General features: G+C 70.8%; 17 protein-coding genes. 4 read left to right on the top strand and 13 right to left on the bottom strand.

All coding sequences use genetic code 11. The features are described 5' to 3' along the window. Positions 1–21: 21 nt before the first annotated feature. The 3 genes from ACH4SI_RS25995 to ACH4SI_RS25985 form a co-directional block, all read right to left on the bottom strand. Entirely contained in the window at positions 22–921 is a 900-nt protein-coding gene (locus ACH4SI_RS25995; RefSeq protein ID WP_398299552.1) for a carbohydrate ABC transporter permease, read from the bottom strand. Then, positions 921–2,231 carry an ABC transporter substrate-binding protein gene (locus tag ACH4SI_RS25990; protein WP_398299550.1) on the bottom strand — a complete coding sequence of 437 codons (1,311 nt, stop codon included), beginning with the start codon at positions 2,229–2,231 and terminating at the stop codon, positions 921–923. Before ACH4SI_RS25990 ends, ACH4SI_RS25995 begins: the two co-directional genes overlap by 1 nt. A 213-nt stretch (positions 2,232–2,444) precedes the next feature. Next, entirely contained in the window at positions 2,445–3,488 is a 1,044-nt protein-coding gene (locus ACH4SI_RS25985) for a LacI family DNA-binding transcriptional regulator (RefSeq protein ID WP_398299548.1), read from the bottom strand. A 123-nt stretch (positions 3,489–3,611) separates the two neighbouring features. Here ACH4SI_RS25985 and ACH4SI_RS25980 point away from each other — a divergent pair, with 123 nt between their 5' ends. Together ACH4SI_RS25980 and ACH4SI_RS25975 are read left to right on the top strand one after the other, a co-directional pair. Then, positions 3,612–4,676 (top strand): endo-1,4-beta-xylanase, encoded by a 1,065-nt coding sequence (locus ACH4SI_RS25980; RefSeq protein ID WP_398299546.1) that lies wholly within the window; start codon positions 3,612–3,614, stop codon positions 4,674–4,676. A 14-nt stretch (positions 4,677–4,690) separates the two neighbouring features. After that, a complete protein-coding gene (locus ACH4SI_RS25975; RefSeq protein WP_398299544.1) occupies positions 4,691–6,106 on the top strand; it encodes an endo-1,4-beta-xylanase in 1,416 nt (471 codons plus the stop codon). Here ACH4SI_RS25975 and nirD read toward each other — a convergent pair. The 8 genes from nirD to ACH4SI_RS25935 all read right to left on the bottom strand — a co-directional run bounded on the left by nirD (position 6,087) and on the right by ACH4SI_RS25935 (position 14,551). Then, complete coding sequence (gene nirD, locus ACH4SI_RS25970) at positions 6,087–6,470, bottom strand: nitrite reductase small subunit NirD (protein ID WP_398299542.1); 384 nt, start codon at positions 6,468–6,470, stop codon at positions 6,087–6,089. The genes ACH4SI_RS25975 and nirD overlap by 20 nt on opposite strands. Continuing rightward, a complete protein-coding gene (gene nirB, locus ACH4SI_RS25965) occupies positions 6,467–9,088 on the bottom strand; it encodes a nitrite reductase large subunit NirB (protein WP_398299539.1) in 2,622 nt (873 codons plus the stop codon). Before nirB ends, nirD begins: the two co-directional genes overlap by 4 nt. A 99-nt stretch (positions 9,089–9,187) precedes the next feature. Continuing rightward, positions 9,188–10,423, bottom strand: a complete 1,236-nt coding sequence (locus ACH4SI_RS25960; protein WP_398299537.1) for a cytochrome P450 — start codon at positions 10,421–10,423, stop codon at positions 9,188–9,190. Beyond that, positions 10,420–11,703, bottom strand: coding sequence for a cytochrome P450 (locus tag ACH4SI_RS25955; protein WP_398299535.1), 1,284 nt, complete (start codon positions 11,701–11,703; stop codon positions 10,420–10,422). Before ACH4SI_RS25955 ends, ACH4SI_RS25960 begins: the two co-directional genes overlap by 4 nt. Continuing rightward, entirely contained in the window at positions 11,700–12,329 is a 630-nt protein-coding gene (locus tag ACH4SI_RS25950) for a GTP-binding protein (RefSeq protein ID WP_398300228.1), read from the bottom strand. The genes ACH4SI_RS25955 and ACH4SI_RS25950 overlap by 4 nt, the downstream gene beginning before the upstream one ends. A gap of 64 nt (positions 12,330–12,393) precedes the next feature. After that, entirely contained in the window at positions 12,394–12,753 is a 360-nt protein-coding gene (locus ACH4SI_RS25945; protein WP_398299533.1) for a DUF742 domain-containing protein, read from the bottom strand. Beyond that, positions 12,750–13,193 carry a roadblock/LC7 domain-containing protein gene (locus tag ACH4SI_RS25940; RefSeq protein WP_398299531.1) on the bottom strand — a complete coding sequence of 148 codons (444 nt, stop codon included), beginning with the start codon at positions 13,191–13,193 and terminating at the stop codon, positions 12,750–12,752. Before ACH4SI_RS25940 ends, ACH4SI_RS25945 begins: the two co-directional genes overlap by 4 nt. Continuing rightward, positions 13,193–14,551 (bottom strand): ATP-binding protein, encoded by a 1,359-nt coding sequence (locus ACH4SI_RS25935; protein WP_398299529.1) that lies wholly within the window; start codon positions 14,549–14,551, stop codon positions 13,193–13,195. Before ACH4SI_RS25935 ends, ACH4SI_RS25940 begins: the two co-directional genes overlap by 1 nt. Positions 14,552–14,744: 193 nt before the next feature. Between ACH4SI_RS25935 and ACH4SI_RS25930 the strand changes: the two genes are divergently transcribed. Beyond that, positions 14,745–15,527 carry a sulfite exporter TauE/SafE family protein gene (locus tag ACH4SI_RS25930; RefSeq protein ID WP_398299527.1) on the top strand — a complete coding sequence of 261 codons (783 nt, stop codon included), beginning with the start codon at positions 14,745–14,747 and terminating at the stop codon, positions 15,525–15,527. On the opposite strand, the gene ACH4SI_RS25925 is transcribed toward ACH4SI_RS25930, so the two are convergent. Both ACH4SI_RS25925 and ACH4SI_RS25920 read right to left on the bottom strand, forming a co-directional pair. After that, positions 15,506–15,868, bottom strand: a complete 363-nt coding sequence (locus tag ACH4SI_RS25925) for a hypothetical protein (RefSeq protein WP_398299525.1) — start codon at positions 15,866–15,868, stop codon at positions 15,506–15,508. The genes ACH4SI_RS25930 and ACH4SI_RS25925 overlap by 22 nt on opposite strands. After that, positions 15,780–16,151 carry a TetR/AcrR family transcriptional regulator gene (locus ACH4SI_RS25920; RefSeq protein ID WP_398299523.1) on the bottom strand — a complete coding sequence of 124 codons (372 nt, stop codon included), beginning with the start codon at positions 16,149–16,151 and terminating at the stop codon, positions 15,780–15,782. The genes ACH4SI_RS25925 and ACH4SI_RS25920 overlap by 89 nt, the downstream gene beginning before the upstream one ends. On the opposite strand from ACH4SI_RS25920, the gene ACH4SI_RS25915 reads away from it, so the two are divergent. Continuing rightward, on the top strand, positions 16,150–16,287 hold the full coding sequence (locus ACH4SI_RS25915; protein WP_398299521.1) for a hypothetical protein: 138 nt from the start codon (positions 16,150–16,152) through the stop codon (positions 16,285–16,287). The genes ACH4SI_RS25920 and ACH4SI_RS25915 overlap by 2 nt on opposite strands. The last annotated feature ends 93 nt before the right edge of the window (positions 16,288–16,380 follow it).

Genomic DNA, 16,380 nt, shown 5'->3' with positions numbered 1-16,380 from the left:
GGCGGCCGTTCAGCACGTCGGTCACATTCCCTCCCGGCTGCTGCGCATCGCGGTGAAGCCGGTGATCCGTACGAGCAGCAGGGAGACGGTGGTGGCGACGACCACCAGGATGGTCGCGACGGCGCTCGCGTAGCCGAGGTCGAACGCCTGGAAGCCGTTCTTGTACATCAGGTACGGCATGATCGTGGTGTCGGTGCCGGGGCCGCCCTTGGTGAGGATCAGCACGGTGTCGAAGAAGGTCAGCGCGCCCACCACCATGATCACCGACGAGGTGACGATGGTGTTCCGCAGCTGCGGGAGGGTGATCGAGAAGAACTGGCGTACGGTGCCGGCGCCGTCGATCGCCGCCGCGTCGTAGAGCGAGCGCGGGACGGCCCGGGCTCCGCCCTGGTAGATCAGCGTGTGCAGCGGGATGAACTGCCACGCGGTGACGAAGAGGACCGCCCCGAACGCGCCCGTGGAGCTGCCCAGCAGGTCGCCGTCCGCGAACCCGAGGGCCGGGCCGATGTCGGCGATCAGGCCGAAGTTCGGGTCCAGCAGCGACTTCCAGACCAGCGCGAGCGCGACGGACGACCCCAGCAGCGGCAGGAAGAAGATCGCCGACAGCACGGCCCGGTTGCGCTGCCGCCCGGCCGCCCAGACCCCGAGCAGCAGCGCCAGCGGGGTCTGGACCAGCCAGGTCAGTACGGTGAGGACGAGGCTCAGCCGGATGGCCTGGTGGGTGTCGGGGTCGTCCCACAGCCGGGTCCAGTTGCTGAGGCCGGTCCACTGCGGGGTGCCGATGCCGTCCCAGTCGGTGAAGGCCAGCGCGCCGACGAGGATCATGGGGGCGACGGCGAAGAACACGAAGAACAGGGCGCCGGGGAGGGCCCAGGCGGCGCTCGGCCGCCCGACGCGTCTTGGTGTTGTGGCGTGGGCCATCACATGCCCTTCATGGCGTCGACGAACGCCGTCGGGCTGAGCTGGCCGTTGAACAGTTTCTGGACGTTGGTGTGCAGCGGCGGCGTGTACTTGGCGGGCAGCGCCTGGTCCCAGGAGAGCGTGAAGTCCGGGGCGTCACGCACCATGTCGTACTGGAACTTCGCGAACGTCGGGTTCTCGTGCCCGTTCAGCAGCGAGGACGCGTCGGAGGTGGTGGGGACGTCGCCGTTGGCGATCAGCGCCTTCGCGTAGTCCCGTTTGGCCGCGAACTTCACGAAGTCGATCGCCGCCTGCTGCTTCTTGCCCTTCAGCTTTCCGCTGATCGACCAGTAGTTGGTCGGGTTGCCGACCACGTTCTTGGGGTCGCCGGTGCCGCCGGGGACGGCCGGGAAGGTGGTCCAGCCGAGGCCCGACTTGGCGAACGCGGGCTGATTGGTCTTCTGGTTGGCGTACTCCCAGCTGCCCATCAGATGCATCGCGGCCTTGCCCTTGGCGAAGTACGTGGACGCGCCGTCGGCGGTGTAGTTGACCGACTTGTAGTTCTTGCCGAACGCACCGCGGTCCACCAGGTCCTTGATGGTCCGCGCCGCCTTCAGGACCGCCGGGTCGCCCCAGGCGTCCTTGCCCTCGCTCTGGATCTTCTTGAAGACCCCGGCGCCGCCGTAGCGGTCCACCAGGTACTCCACCCACATCAGCTCGGTCCACGGGTCCGTACCGGCCACGACGAACGGGGTGACGCCCTTGGCCTTGAAGGTGCCGATGAGCTTGATGATGTCGTTCCACGACGTGGGTGGCTGGGCGCCGGCCTGCTTGAAAACGTTCTTGTTGTAGAAGAGGATCACCGGCTGCATTCCGCGCATCGGGATGCCGTAGTGCTTTCCGTCGATGCCGCCCGCGTCGAGGATCGAGGGGATGAACCCCTTCCGCAGCGACGGGTCCTTCTTCATCGCGGGCCCGAGGTCGAGCAGCATGTCCTTCTTGACGAACTCGCTGATGCTGCCGCCGCCCCAGTTGAAGAACACGTCGGGGGCGTTGGGCGTGCCCATGGAGGTGCGCAGCTTGTCCGAGTAGCCGTCGCCCGGCACCTGGGTGAGCTTGACCTTGATCTTCGAGGTCTTGTTGAACCGGTCGACGACCTGGCGCTGCACCTTGGTCGAGGGGTCCTGGTAGACCCAGACGCTGATCTCCCCGTCGCCCGACCCTCCGGGCCCACTGCTTCCGCAGCCGCTGAGCGTTCCCCCCAGCACCAGCGCGGCTGCCGCCGCGAGGCCCGTCGCACGGAGGGATGACCTTGACCGAGGTATGCGCATCACGTGCCTTCCGGAAGTAGCCCGATAATTCTCGGAAGCGATTGCGTGGACCGTATGGGGGGCCTGATGCGGTGTCAATACCTCCGACCACGGCCGGTCTCTTTGCCCCACCTCGCCCCTTCCCGAACTGGGGCCCCGCCATGGGGGCCGCGCCCCCGAACTCCCGCGGCGGAGCCGCATATCCGGTGCTGCGGGAAGGGGCGGGGTGGGGAATCAGCCTGCGGCCGGGGGCGCGGTGCTGGCTCGGATCATCAGCTGGGTCGCCAGCTCCACGCGGGGCGAGTCGATCTCCTCGCCGCGGGCCTGCCGCAGCACAGTGCGGGCCGCCAGTTTGCCCATGTCGGCCAGCGGCTGACGCACCGTCGTCAGGGGCGGGGCCGACCAGCGGACCTCGGGGAGGTCGTCGAAGCCGACCACGCTCACATCCTCCGGCACCCGCAGCCCCCGCCTCCGCAGGGCCTCGATGGCGCCCAGCGCCATCTGGTCGCTGGAGGCGAAGACGGCGGTCGGCGGGGTGGGGGCGGCCATGAGCTGGTCGCAGCCGTGGAAACCGGACTCGTGGTAGAAGTCCCCCTGTGCGACGAGAGCTTGATCGAACGGAACACCCGCCGCCTCCAGGGCCGCCCGGTGTCCGTCCAGCCGCGCCCGGCTGCACAGCAGCCGGGGCGGGCCCGCGATGAGGCCGATCCTGCGGTGACCGAGGCCCAGCAGGTGTTCGGTGGCGGCCATGCCGCCCGCCCAGTTGGTCGCGCCGATGGTCGGGGCGTCGAGGGCGGGGGAGCCCGCCGGGTCGACGACCACGATGGGGACGTTCAGCCGCCGCAACTCGGCGTGGACCACCGGCTCCAGGACGGACGTCACCAGGATCACCCCGTCCGAGGCGCGGGCGCGCAGGTTCTTCATCCACTGCCGGGCCGAGCCCGCCCGCCCGTGGATGGCGGAGACGACCGTACCGACCCCGTCCCGGTGCGCGACCTCCTCCACACCGCGGATGATCTCCACGGCCCAGGGGCTGTCGAGGTCGTTGAAGACCAGGTCCACGAGGGCGGCGCGGTCGCCGGGGGCGGTCTGGCGGCGGCGGTAGCCGTGGAGGCGTAGCAGGTCCTCGACCCGGGCCCGGGTCTCGGGGGAGACGTCCGACCGTCCGTTGACGACCCGCGAGACCGTGGGCACGGACACCCCCGCCTCCTGGGCGATGGCGGTGATCGTCACCTTCGGCTTGGTGCCGCCGTCGGGGCCCGCGCTCTCCGTAGCCATTTCCGCCTCCTCCGTTGACGGGCGTCACGCCCGCCTCTAACTTTCCGGTCGCACCCTCGGAACCTTGCAGAAGTCTTCCGGAAAACCGGATCAGACGTGAAGAGAAGAGAGAGGGACACTCCCATGAAGCTCCAGCGCCAGCTCCTGAGCTTACGCAGAGCCTGCGGCGCCGCAGCGTTGGCTTCCGCGACGCTCGCCTTCGGCCTCGCGGCCCCGACCCAGGCGGCCCACGCCGCCAACCCCACGCTGCGCGAAGTGGCGAACCGCACCGGTCGCTTCGTCGGCACCGCCGTCAACGACGGCCGGCTCGGCGACGGCACCTACGCGAACATCGCCAAGAGCGAGTTCTCCAGCGTCACCGCCGAGAACGCCATGAAGTGGGGCTCGGTCGAGCCGAACCGCGGCCAGTTCAACTGGGCCCCCGCCGACCGCCTCGTCTCGTTCGCGCAGGCCAACAGCCAGAAGGTGTACGGCCACACCCTGGTCTGGCACAGCCAGATGCCAGGCTGGCTGGAGAACGGCTCGTTCTCCAACACCGAGCTGCGCACCCTCATGACCAACCACGTCACCACCCAGGTCGCCCGCTACAAGGGCAAGGTCCAGCGCTGGGACGTGGTCAACGAGGCGTTCAACGAGAACGGCACCCTCCGCGGGTCCAAGTTCTACAACCAGCTCGGCCAGTCGTACATCGCCGACGCCTTCCGGGCCGCCCGCGCCGCCGACCCGAGCGCCAAGCTGTTCATCAACGACTACAACACCGAGGGCACGAACGCCAAGAGCGACGGCCTCTACAACCTGGTCAAGTCGCTGAAGTCGCAGGGCGTGCCCATCGACGGCGTCGGCTTCCAGAGCCATCTCATCGTGGGCCAGGTCCCGTCGACGATGAAGGCCAACCTCCAGCGCTTCGCCGACCTCGGCGTGGACGTCGTGCTCAGTGAGCTGGACATCCGGATGACCACCCCCGCGGACGCCACCAAGCTCCAGCAGCAGGCGAACGACTACAGGACGGTGGCCCGGAACTGTCTGGCGGTCGCCCGCTGCGTCGGCATCACGGTGTGGGGCTTCGGCGACCGGGACTCCTGGGTGCCGGGCACCTTCCCCGGCCAGGGGGCGGCCAACCTGTACGACACCAACTACCAGCCCAAGCCCGCCTACAACGCCTTCCGCGACGGACTCGCCGGATCCTAGGAAGGGACAGGGCCATGAGACTCCACCACAGCGGGAAGCCGCGCGGCATGCGCAGGGCCGCCCTGGGCCTGGCCGCCGCCGGCGCCCTCCTGATCGGCCTCGCCGCCCCGTCCGGCGCGGCGGACGCCGTCGGCCCCGTCCTGCGCGACCTCGCTCAGGCCAAGGGGAAGTACGTGGGCACCGCCGTCACCGCGTCCAAACTGAACGGCACCTACGGCGACATCGCGGGCTCCCAGTTCAACTCCATCACGCCCGGCAACGAGATGAAGTGGGAGTCCGTCGAGCCGAGTCGCGGGAGCTACAACTGGTCCGGCGCGGACGCGGTCGTCGACTTCGCCGAGGCGCACGACATGCGGGTACGCGGCCACACCCTGGTCTGGCACAGCCAGCTGCCGGGCTGGCTGACGGGCGGCTCCTGGACCGCCGACCAGCTGCGCACCCTCATGACCGACCACATCACCACCGAGGTCGGCCGCTACAAGGGAAAGATCACGCACTGGGACGTGGTCAACGAGCCGTTCAACGAGGACGGCACCTTCCGCCAGTCCCTCTGGTACACCAAGCTCGGCCAGTCGTACATCGCGGACGCGCTGCGCGCCGCCCGCGCCGCCGACCCGGACGCCAAGCTGTACCTCAACGACTACAACACCGACGGGACCGGCGCGAAGAGCGACGGGATGTACAACCTGGTCAAGTCGCTGAAGGCACAGGGAGTGCCGATCGACGGCGTCGGCTTCCAGGGCCATCTCATCCTCGGCCAGGTGCCGTCCACGATGCGGGCCAACCTCCAGCGCTTCGCCGACCTCGGCGTCGATGTGGCCGTCACCGAACTCGACATCCGGATGACGCTCCCGGCCACCGACGCCAAGCTGGCCCAGCAGAAGGCCGACTACCGGGCGGTCATCGACGCCTGCGTGGCCGTCTCCCGCTGCCAGGGCGTCACCGTCTGGGGCTTCACCGACTCCGACTCCTGGATCCCGGACGTCTTCGAGGGCCAGGGCGCCGCCACTCCGTACGACGAGGGCTACCGTCCGAAACCCGCCTACTACGGCATCGCCGAATCCCTCGGCTGGACCGGCGACGGCGGCGATCCGGGTCCCGGGCCCGCCACCGGCTGCACGGTCGGCTACGCCGTCACCAGCCAGTGGAACACCGGCTTCACCGCGAACGTCACCGTCAGGAACACCGGATCGAGCCCGGTCAACGGCTGGCAGGTGGCCTGGACCTATCCCTCCGGTCAGCGGGTGACCTCCGCCTGGAACGCCACCGTCACCCAGTCCGGCGCCCAGGTGACGGCCTCGAACGCCCCGTACAACGCCACGATCGGGGCCGGCGGCTCGGTGTCGTTCGGCTTCAACGGCACCTGGTCGGGCGCCAACGCCGCGCCCACCGCGTTCACCCTCAACGGAACTACGTGCGCGACGGGCTGAGCAGCTCGGCGGGCAGCTCCGTACGCGTGGCGTACGCCTGGACGGTGACCGTCTCATCGTCCAGGCACCGCCCCGTCTCCAGGTCGAAACGCTGCTTGAGCAGCGGCGAGGCCACGAACGGCCGGCCGTCCGCCGAGCCCAGCAGCCCGCGGGAGAGGACGTACGCGCCGGTGAACGGGTCGCGGTTGTCGATCGCGTACGGGCGGCCCGCCCGGTCCAGGAAGACCGCCACCTGTGTGCCGTCCGGCAGCAGGGCGGCCACTCCGCGGCCGGGGATGAGGTCGGTGAGGTCGCAGACCGCGAACCACCGCTGGTCGAGGAGGAGTTCCACGCGGAGGCCGATCCGCTCGGGCGCCATGGTCATCGGCTCGAGGTCCCTTCGAGAGTGCGTTCGGTACGGACGGGGATGGTGGGGCCGGACAGCAGCGTCAGGTCCGGCTTGACCTGGTCGCGCTCGGGGACGAAGGCGACCGTCGGGTCGGGCGCCTCGGGCGCGTTGACGAAGGAGACGAACCGCCCCAGCCGCTCCGGGTCGTTGATGGTCTCGGCCCATTCGTCGCGGTAGCCCGCCACGTGGTCGGCCATCAGCGCCTCCAGCTCGGCGCACAGCCCCAGCGAGTCGTGGACCACGACGTCCCGTACGTGGTCCAGACCGCCCTCGATCCGCTCCAGCCAGGCCGAGGTGCGCTCCAGCCGGTCCGCGGTGCGGATGTAGAACATCAGGAAGCGGTCGATGAGCCGGATCAGCTCCTCGTCGTTCAGGTCCTGGGCGAGCAGATCGGCGTGGCGCGGCTCGGCGCCGCCGTTGCCGCCGACGTACAGGTTCCAGCCGGCTGCCGTGGCGATGATGCCGAAGTCCTTGCCGCGCGCCTCGGCGCATTCGCGGGCGCAGCCGGAGACGGCCGACTTCAGCTTGTGCGGGGAGCGCAGGCCCCGGTAGCGCAGCTCCAGGTCGATGGCCATGCGCACCGAGTCCTGGACGCCGTAGCGGCACCAGGTCTGGCCCACGCAGGACTTCACGGTGCGCAGCGCCTTGCCGTACGCGTGCCCGGACTCGAACCCGGCGTCCACCAGCTTGGCCCAGATCACCGGGAGCTGGTCCACCCGGGCGCCGAACAGGTCGATCCGCTGGCCGCCGGTGATCTTCGTGTAGAGGCCGAAGTCCCGGGCGATCTCGCCGATCACGATCAGCTTCTCGGGGGTGATCTCACCGCCGGGGATGCGGGGCACGATCGAATACGACCCGTTGCGCTGGAGGTTGGCCAGGAAGTGGTCGTTGGTGTCCTGGAGGGCGGCCTGTTCGCCGTCCAGGACGTAGCCGCTGGCGCCCAGCGTCGGGGCGAGCGAGGCGATGATCGAGCCGACGGCCGGCTTGCACACCTCGCAGCCGTCGCCGCTGCGCGCCTCCTCGCGGCCGTGGCCCTCCAGCAGCTGCGCGTAGGTGGTGATGCGCAGGGTGCGGACGATCTCGTACAGCTCGGCGCGGGTGTACGCGAAGCAGCCGCACAGCCCCTTGTCGACGCTGATCCCGCTCGCCTCCAGCTCGTCGTTCACGAGCGTGGTGAGCGTCTTGACGCAGCTGCCGCAGCCGGTGCCCGCCTTGGTGCACTTCTTCACCTCGGGCACGGTGGCGCACTCGTGCTCGGTGACCGCCGAACGGATCGAGCCCTTGGTGACGTTATGGCAGCTGCAGATGACCGCCTCGTCGGGCAGCGCCGACGGCCCGAGCGCGGCGGGCGCGCCAAGGCCCGCGGGCAGCACCAGCTGCTCGGGCGCGACGGGCGGCACGGATCCGGTCAGCGGCCGCAGCATGCCGTACGAGTCGGCGTCGCCGACCAGCACGCCGCCGAGCAGTTCGCCGCCCGCGCCGATCACCAGCTTCTTGTAGACGCCCGCGCGGGAGTCGGAGTAGACGACGTCGAGACAGCCGTCGGCGGTGCCGTGGGCGTCGCCGAAGGACGCCACGTCCACGCCGAGCAGCTTGAGCTTGGTGGAGGTGTCGGCGCCGGTGAAGCCCTCGCCGCTGTCCGCGGCCAGCTCGGCGGCGACGGTCTGCGCCATCTCGTACCCGGGCGCGACCAGCCCGTACACCCGCCCGTCGGCGGTCAGCGCGCATTCGCCGATCGCGTACACCGCCGGATCGCTGGTGCGGCACCGCTCGTCGACCGCGATGCCGCCGCGCTCGCCGACGTCCAGGCCGCAGTCCCGGGCGAGCTGATCGCGGGGGCGCACCCCGGCGGAGAAGATCACCAGGTCGGTGTCGATGGACGAGCCGTCCGAGAGCGCCATGGCGGTCACCGCGCCATTGGAATCGGCGGTGATCTCCTTGCCGCCGACGCCCGTGTGCACGATCAGCCCCATGTCCTCGACGGTGCGGCGCAGCGCGGCGCCGCCGCCGTCGTCCACCTGGAGCGCCATCAGCCGCGCGTTGAACTCCACGATGTGCGTGGTCAGCCCGAGCCCCTTCAGCGCGCCCGCCGCCTCCAAGCCGAGCAGCCCGCCGCCGACCACGGTGCCGGTCGCCCGGTCCTTGGCGTACTCCTCGATCGCGAGCAGGTCCTCGACCGTGCGGTAGACGAAGCAGCCCTCGCTGTCCTTGCCGGGCACCGGCGGCACGAACGGGTACGAGCCGGTGGCCAGCACGAGCGTGTCGTACGTGACGGTGAGCCCGGAGCGCGCGGTGACCGTGCGCGCCTCCCGGTCGATGGTCTCGGCCGGGTCGCCCAGGTGCAGCTCGATGCCGTGCCGCTCCATGAAGCCGTCCTCGACCATGCACAGATCGTCCGGGGTCCGGCCGGAGAAGTACGACGTCAGCTGCACGCGGTCGTATGCGGGCCGGGGCTCCTCGCACAGCACCACGACCCGGGCGCGGGTGGTCACACCCCGGTCGGCCAGGGCCTCCAGGAAGCGCTGGCCGACCATGCCGTGCCCGACGAGCACGATCGTGGGGGCGGTCTCGGTCTTCGGTGCGCTCTTCGTCATGCCAGGAAGCGTGCGGGAGCGCTGTTTCCCGACCGCATCACCGTCGTTTCCCGGACGCAACGCTGCCCTCAGCGCGCCGTAACTGTCGCTGTGAGCCCCCTACCCGAGCGTGATGGGCAGCTTCTGCGGGCTGTTGCCGACGAAGCTGCGGTGCGGCACCAGCTGATCGTCCGGGACGGCCAGGTCCAGGCCGGGGAAGCGGGTGAAGAGCGCTTCCAGCGCGATCACGGCCTCCATCCGGGCCAGCGGGGCGCCCAGGCAGAAGTGCGCGCCGTGGCCGAAGGACAGATGGCGCGCCGCCCGGGTCACGACGAAGCGGTCCGCGTCCGGTCCGTACGCCCGCTCGTCGCGCCCGGCGGACGTGTACGAGACGAGCACGGGCGCGCCCCGGGGGATCACCGCGTCGCCGACGGGGAGGTCCCTGGTGGGGTAGCGGAACGGGAAGTAGCTCACCGGGCTGTCGTACCGCAGCGTCTCCTCGACCACATCGTCCCAGGTCGCGGCCCCGGAGCGGACCAGCTCCAGCTGGTCGCGGTGGTTGCACAGGGCCCGCACGGCGTTGGTGATCAGGTTGAGCGTGGTCTCGTGCCCGGCGATGATCGTCAGCATCAGGGTGCCGATCAGCTCCTCCTCGCTGAGCCGGTCCCCGTCCTCCGCTCGCGTCGCGATCAGCGCACTGGTCAGGTCGTCCCCGGGATCCTTCATCCGGGCCGCGGCCACCTGGCCGAGAATCGCCACCATCTCGCGGTTGGCCTCCGGGACCCGCTCGGGGGCGGTGGCGGTGGAGACGATCTCGTTGGACAGCTCGTGCAGCCGGTCCTGGTACGCCTCGTCGACGCCCAGGAGCCGGGAGATCACGCTCATCGGCAGCGGCAGCGCGAAGTGGCGGCGCAGGTCGGCCACCCCGCCGGTGTCCGCGGCGGCGGCCTCGGCCAGCCGGTCCAGCAGCGAGCCGGTCAGCTCGTGGACGACCGGGCGCAGCGCCTCCATCCGGCGCGGGGTGAACGCGCGGGTCACCAGCGACCGCAGCCGCTTGTGGTCGTCGCCGTCGGCGGTGGTCATGCCCCGCACGGTGGCGAAGGTCAGCATCGGCCAGCCGGCCGGGATCCCGCCGCTGTGCAGGGCGGCGAAGTGGCAGGCGTTCTTGGCCACGTCGGGGTGGGTGAGGAAGCCCTTCAGCTCCTCGTGCCGGGTGACGGCGTACGCCGCTACGTCACCGGGCAGCAGGACCGGGACCGCGGCCCCGCGTGCGCGTAACCGGGCGTTGACCGCGTGCTGGTCGTCGGGTTCCAGCCGATGTGCGTCGTGCGGTACGGGGCAGCGGCCGTCGGTCATCTGCGGTCTCCTGGAGGCGAGTCGGGCCGGTGGGATGGCGGCGAAGCCGGGGCGTCGGCGGCGAGCTGCGGCGCGGAGAACCGCACGGGCAGCCCGGCCAGCCCCTTGGACCAGGGCGAGGTGATCCACGGAAGCTGCTCCTCCGGCACCGCGATCTCCAGATCGGGCAGCCGGTGGCGGAGCGTGTCCACGGCGGTACGAGTGATCAGCCGGGCCGGATCCTGCGCCGGGCAGGTGTGCGGGCCCGCGCCGAACGCGAGGTGCGAGCGGTTGCCGACCACCGGCCGGCCGTCCTCCGGCAGCACCTCCGGATCGGCGTTCGCCCCGGCAAGACCGAGGATCAGCATGTCCCCCGTACGAATGTCCTGGCCGGCCAGGCGCAGATCGCGGGTGGCGTAGCGGCCGGGGAAGTTCTGGGTCGGCGGCTGGCGCCACAGGACCAGATCGAGCGCGTCGTCCACGGTGAGATGGCCGCGGGCCAGGGAGGAGCGGAACGCGGGATCGGTGAGCAGGATCTGCGTGGTGGAGGCGATCCAGTTCACGGTGGTGTTGTTGCCCGCGACGATGATGACCACCAGGTTGTGCAGCACTTCCTCGTCGCTCAGCCCGACCGGGTGCTCCAGCAGCCAGGAGGTGAGGTCCGCGCCCGGCCGCTGCTTCTTCCAGGCGATCAGTTCCAGCAGGATGCGGCCCATCCGCTTGTTGGCGCCGGTGGCGGCCACGGTCGGGGCGACGATCGTGGTGAGCGTCTCGACCAGTTGCAGCCCGCGCTCCTCGTCAAGACCCAGTAGCTCGGTGACCACCTGGAGCGGCAGGACGCGCGCGTACTGCGCCACCAGATCGGCCCGGTGGTGATCGGCGAACCCGGCGACCAGCCGCTCCGCGGTGGCCCGCACCGTACGGATCAGCTCGTGCCCGTTCACCCGGCTCAGCGCGTCGGCCACCGCCGAACGCATCCGGCGGTGCTGCGTGCCGTCCGCGAACAGCAGCGCGGGCCGCCAGCCCACCAGCGGCATCAGCGGCGAATCGGCCGGCACCCGGCCGTCGCGCAGCGGCGTCCAGCGGCGCGGATCGTGCGAGAAGTACTGCTCGTCGCGGGTGAGATGGAGCAGCTCACGGTGGCCGATGACCAGCCACGCCTCGATCCCGGGCGCGATCTCGACCGGCACCACATTGCCGTGGTCGCGGCGCATCCGCTCGTAACTCTCGGTCAGCGGCCCGTCCAGCGCCGCCCCGTGCAGCGGCACCCGCCGCTTCGTCGCGGCACCCCCCGCCGTCATGTCGCCTCCGTTGCGGTCTCGATGAGATGGCTCACCAGCGAGATCAGCGCCTTGACGGACGAGTGGTGCTCGCGGGCGTCACAGATGACCAGCGGGGTGTGCGGGAGCAGATCGAGCGCCGAACGCAGATCCTCCTCGCTGTGCAGCACGCTGTCCGGGAAGGAGTTGACGGCCACCGAGAACGGAACGTCCAGGTCCTCGAGGTGGCCGATGGCGTCGAAGGACGCCTCCAGGTCGCGGGTGTCGACCAGCGCGAGCGCGCCCAGGGCGCCGCGCGCCAGGTCCTTCCACGCGGGGAGGAAACGCTGCTGGCCGGGGGTGCCGAAGAGGTACAGGACCAACTCGCCGCCCAGCGTGATCCGCCCGAAGTCCAGCGCCACGGTGGTGGTGGTCTTCGACGGACGCACCGGCGTGTCCAGCCGGGCGCCCGCCCGGCTCATGGTCGCCTCGGTGGACAGCGGCTTGATCTCCGAGACCGTGCCGATCAGCGTGGTCTTGCCGACCCCCATCGGCCCGACGACCAGGATCTTCGCCGCGCCGGACACGCTGGGCTGCACGTACATGACCGTCGCGTCGTCCAGGTCGTCCGTGGTGTCCGTGCCGTTCATGCCGTGGGTGTCATCCATGTCGTCGTCCACGCCGTTCGCGCCGTCCACGCCGTTTGTGCGGCCTGTGTCGGGCATCGAGATCTCAGAGCTTGCTTTCAAGCCCATCGAGCACCTTCCTCAGCAAGTCCATATCGGCGCGCTCGGCCACCCGGATGGGCGGGCGCGCCACGATGTGCCCCCAGTCGATGAGATCGGCGAGCAGCACCTGCACCACGGCCGGTGGCTGGCCGAGGTGAGCGGCGACCTCCGCCACCGACAGCAGCCCCTGACAGCGGCGGACGATCCGCCGGTACTCGGGCTGGAGGGGCGGGGGCAGAGCGCTTCCGGAGGCCCTCACCAGCGTCTCCAGCGACAGGGCATCCCGTGAGGAACCCGCGCGCCCCCGTGTGATCACGTATGGGCGCACCGCGGCCGTGGTCCGTTCCTCCCCGGGCTCGATCATGGCGCGCTGGTCTGCTCCCGCGGCCTGCTGCTCAGATGGGCGCCGATTCTCGCCACCAGCACTTGCATCTGCTGGGCCACCAGGCCGACATCCGCCTCCGTGCCGGTGGCCACCCCCAGCGAGGCGCCCTGACCGGCCGAGGTGAACAGCACGAAACCGCCGTCCGACTCGATCATCAGCTGTCTCACCCCCGCCTCCTCGCCGAACAGCAGCGACACCGTGGACTGGCCGGTCACCGTCAGCGCCGCGCAGGCCGCGGCCAGCGACTCGGCCTCGGCGAGGCCCAGTTCGGGGACCTCTCCCGTCAGTCCCTCGGCGGAGCCGTGCCCCATGCGCAGACCGTCCTCCGAGACGACGACGGCATGCCGTACCCCCGGAATCTGGGTCAAAGGACGCAGCATCCATCCAACGTCGGGCAGCCTGGATATGGTTCCGGCCACTACCGGCCTCCTTCTCGGTCCTCGTGATCTTCTCGGTCCCGGTCCCGGTCGTGATGAGGAACGCGCACCCGGTCAGGGTCCCCGTCCCCGTCCTCCGCAGCCTCCGCCGCCTCGGCCTCGGCCCGGCCGCGGCGGATGCCGGACACCACGCTCGCGATGGAGGCTCGGGCGGCTTCGGGGGTCCACGGGTCGGCGTCCGCTGCGGTGTCACCGGGGTCGTCGCGGGGTGCGTCGGGTCCCGGGGTGGACGTACGTGGCGCGGCCGTACGCGGGGTCGTACGGCGCCGGTTGCGGCGCTGCGGAAGGCCGCCGACCGCCGGGGCGGGGGTGTTCCCGGCCGGGGCCGGGGTCACCGGCGCCGGTTCGATGACCACGGGCTCGGCGTCCTCCTCCGGGGCGCTGTCCAGCGGTTCGGTCAGCAGGCGGTGCGGTACGAAGACCACGACCCGGGTCCCGCCGTACGCCGAGGCGGTCGACAGCTCGACGCCGAAGCCCAGCTCCCGCGACCAGCGCCCCACACAGGCGAGCCCCAGCCGTGGGACCGCTCCCAACTGGGCCAGATCCAGCCCCTCGCGCAGCTGTCCGGTGGCCTGTTCGAGGACGTCCGGCGGCATCCCGAGCCCCGCGTCGTCGATCTCGATGACCGCGCCCGCCGCCACCTCCCGGACGGAGACGGCCACCTGGGTGCGGGACGGGGAGAACACCGTCGCGTTCTCCAGCAGCTCGGCGACCGCGTGCATCAGCCCTTCGACGGCCGGCGCCACCGCGTACAGCGTCTGCCCGCCGTGCACGTCCACCCGCCCGAACTCCACGATCCGCGACTGGGCGCCGCGCACGCAGTCGAAGAGCGTCACCGGCCGGGTCTCCCGCCGCGCGGGCCAGATCCCGCACATCACCAGCAGTGTCTGCGCCTTGCGGGTCATCTGGGCGGCGGCGTGGTCGGCCTTCATCACCTCGGCCATCAGCCGCGCGTCGGCCACATGCTGCTCCAGGCCGTCGAGCACCTGCTGCTGGACGGTCGACATGGCGTGCATGTTCCGGGCCACGGACTCGAACGCCGCCTGTACGGAGTCGCGCAGCATCCGCTCCCGGCGGGCCGCCTCGTCCAGCTCCGCCCGTACGGCAGCCAGCCGGGTGATCTCCTCGGCGCGCTCGGCGGCGCGCGCCCGCTCCCGCTCGGCGGTCGCGCGTTCCTGATCGGCGATGGCCCGTTCCCGCTCCGTCGCCGCCCGCGCCCTGGCGAGGGCTCTGCGCAGTCTGGAGACCCACAGCAGCGCCAGGAGCAACACCAGCACCACCATGATGGACAAGGCCACGATGACGGCCACCGTCCCCGACAGCACCTTTGACACCTCCATCCGGGACACGGCCACGAACCGGGCAGATACTACTCATCAACTGATCAGTTGCGTCTGGTAGTTGCCAAACTCTCACCCGTGACGGATCACGCCTTCACAGCGGGTCAAACATGCGGTAAACGCGGCCCCACCCGGACCATCTCAGCCGGACCTCCCACCGAGCCCGGCACACCCGGCCCATAAGCTCCTGACCATGCCTGACATACCCCTGATGACGTTGCTCCTGCTCTGTCTGGCCGCCGGGGCGGCCGGCTGGATCGACGCCGTGGTGGGAGGCGGGGGACTGCTGCTGCTCCCCGCCCTGCTGGTCGGGCTGCCGGGCTTCCCGCCCGCGTTCGTCCTCGGCACCAACAAGGCGATCGCCATCTGGGGTACGACGGGCGCCGCCGTCACGTACACCCGCAAGACCCCGGTGGACGTCCGGATCGCCGTACGCATCGGCATCGCGGCCGCGATCGGCTCCCTCGCCGGTGCCTCCCTCGCCTCCGGCATCGACGGCGCCGTCCTGCGCCCCCTCATCATGGTCGTCCTGCTGGCGGTCCTCGCGTTCGTCCTGCTCCGCCCCGCCTTCGGCACCGCCCCCGCCCTGACCGGCCCACTCTCCCGCCACCGCGTCCTCGCCGCGGTGCTGGGCGTGGGCCTCGGCATCGGCTTCTACGACGGCCTGATCGGCCCGGGCACCGGCACCTTCCTGGTCATCGCACTGGCCGCGACGCTCGGCATGGACCTGGTCACCTCCTCGGCCACCGCGAAGGTCGTCAACGTCTGCACGAACCTGGGCGCGCTGGTGACCTTCGGCTCCCAGGGCACGGTGCTGTGGGGCCTGGCCGCCCTCCTGGCCTGTTTCAACCTGGCGGGCGGCATGGTGGGTGCGCGCATGGCCCTGAAGCGGGGGAGCGGCTTCGTGCGCGGGGTGCTGGTGCTGGTCGTCGTCTCGCTGGTGGTCAAGCTGGGCTACGACCAGTGGCTGTCCTGACCCGCCCCACCGGGCGCGAGGCCGTCGAAGACGATGGCGAGCATCCGGTCCCGTACCTCCTCCGCGAGGCGGGTGTGCGCGGAGGCCCGTGACGTGGCCACGAGTAGGGCGTATACCTCCGGCAGTTCGACATCGTCCCGGACGGCGCCGGCGCGTTGGGCCTGCCGCAGCAGAGCGCCGACGGCTCGGCGCATGCCGTCCGATGCCCGGGCGGCGTCGCCGCCGCCGTCACCACCGGCCTCGCGCAGGGCCTCACCGATGGCGATCTTGCCGGACGCGTCGGTGACGAGATGGCGGAAGAAGCCGAAGAACGCCGCCCCCGGGTCCGTGGCGTGAAGCAACCTCCGCCTGCTCCCGCAGGCGATCGAACCGCTGCACGAGAACGGCCTCCAAGAGTGCCGCCTTGGTGGGGAAGTGCCGAAAGACAGTGGCGATGCCGACGCCCGCCAGGCGGGCCACCTCCTCGGTGGACGCGGACCGGCCACCCTGCCCGAAGACCTCTTCGGCAACGCTCAGGATCCGCTCGCGGTTGGTCCGCGCGTCGGAGCGTTGCGGCCGCCCGCCGCCCGTCTGCCGACACTTCGGGACCACCGCACGTCGGCGTGGACCACAGGAGAGTGCCATGACCCAAGCCCCCAGCCCGCAAGAGGTTTTCCTCGCGCTCGTGAACGGCGTCGCGGAGGGCCGTTGGAACGAACTGCCCGATCTGTACGCGGAGCAGACCCACGTCGTGCACCGTTCCTATTGCCTGAGTGGGTGAAGCTCCTATAGATCGTCAAGCGGCTTGCTTGAACTGGTCAGCGGTGATGTGAGGGTGGGGTAGATGCCGGTAGACCTCGCGGGCGACGAACCG

It is taken from the genome of Streptomyces sp. NPDC021212 (assembly GCF_044332925.1).
GTDB lineage: Bacteria > Actinomycetota > Actinomycetes > Streptomycetales > Streptomycetaceae > Streptomyces.
This window is presented reverse-complemented; position numbering and strand designations above follow the sequence as displayed.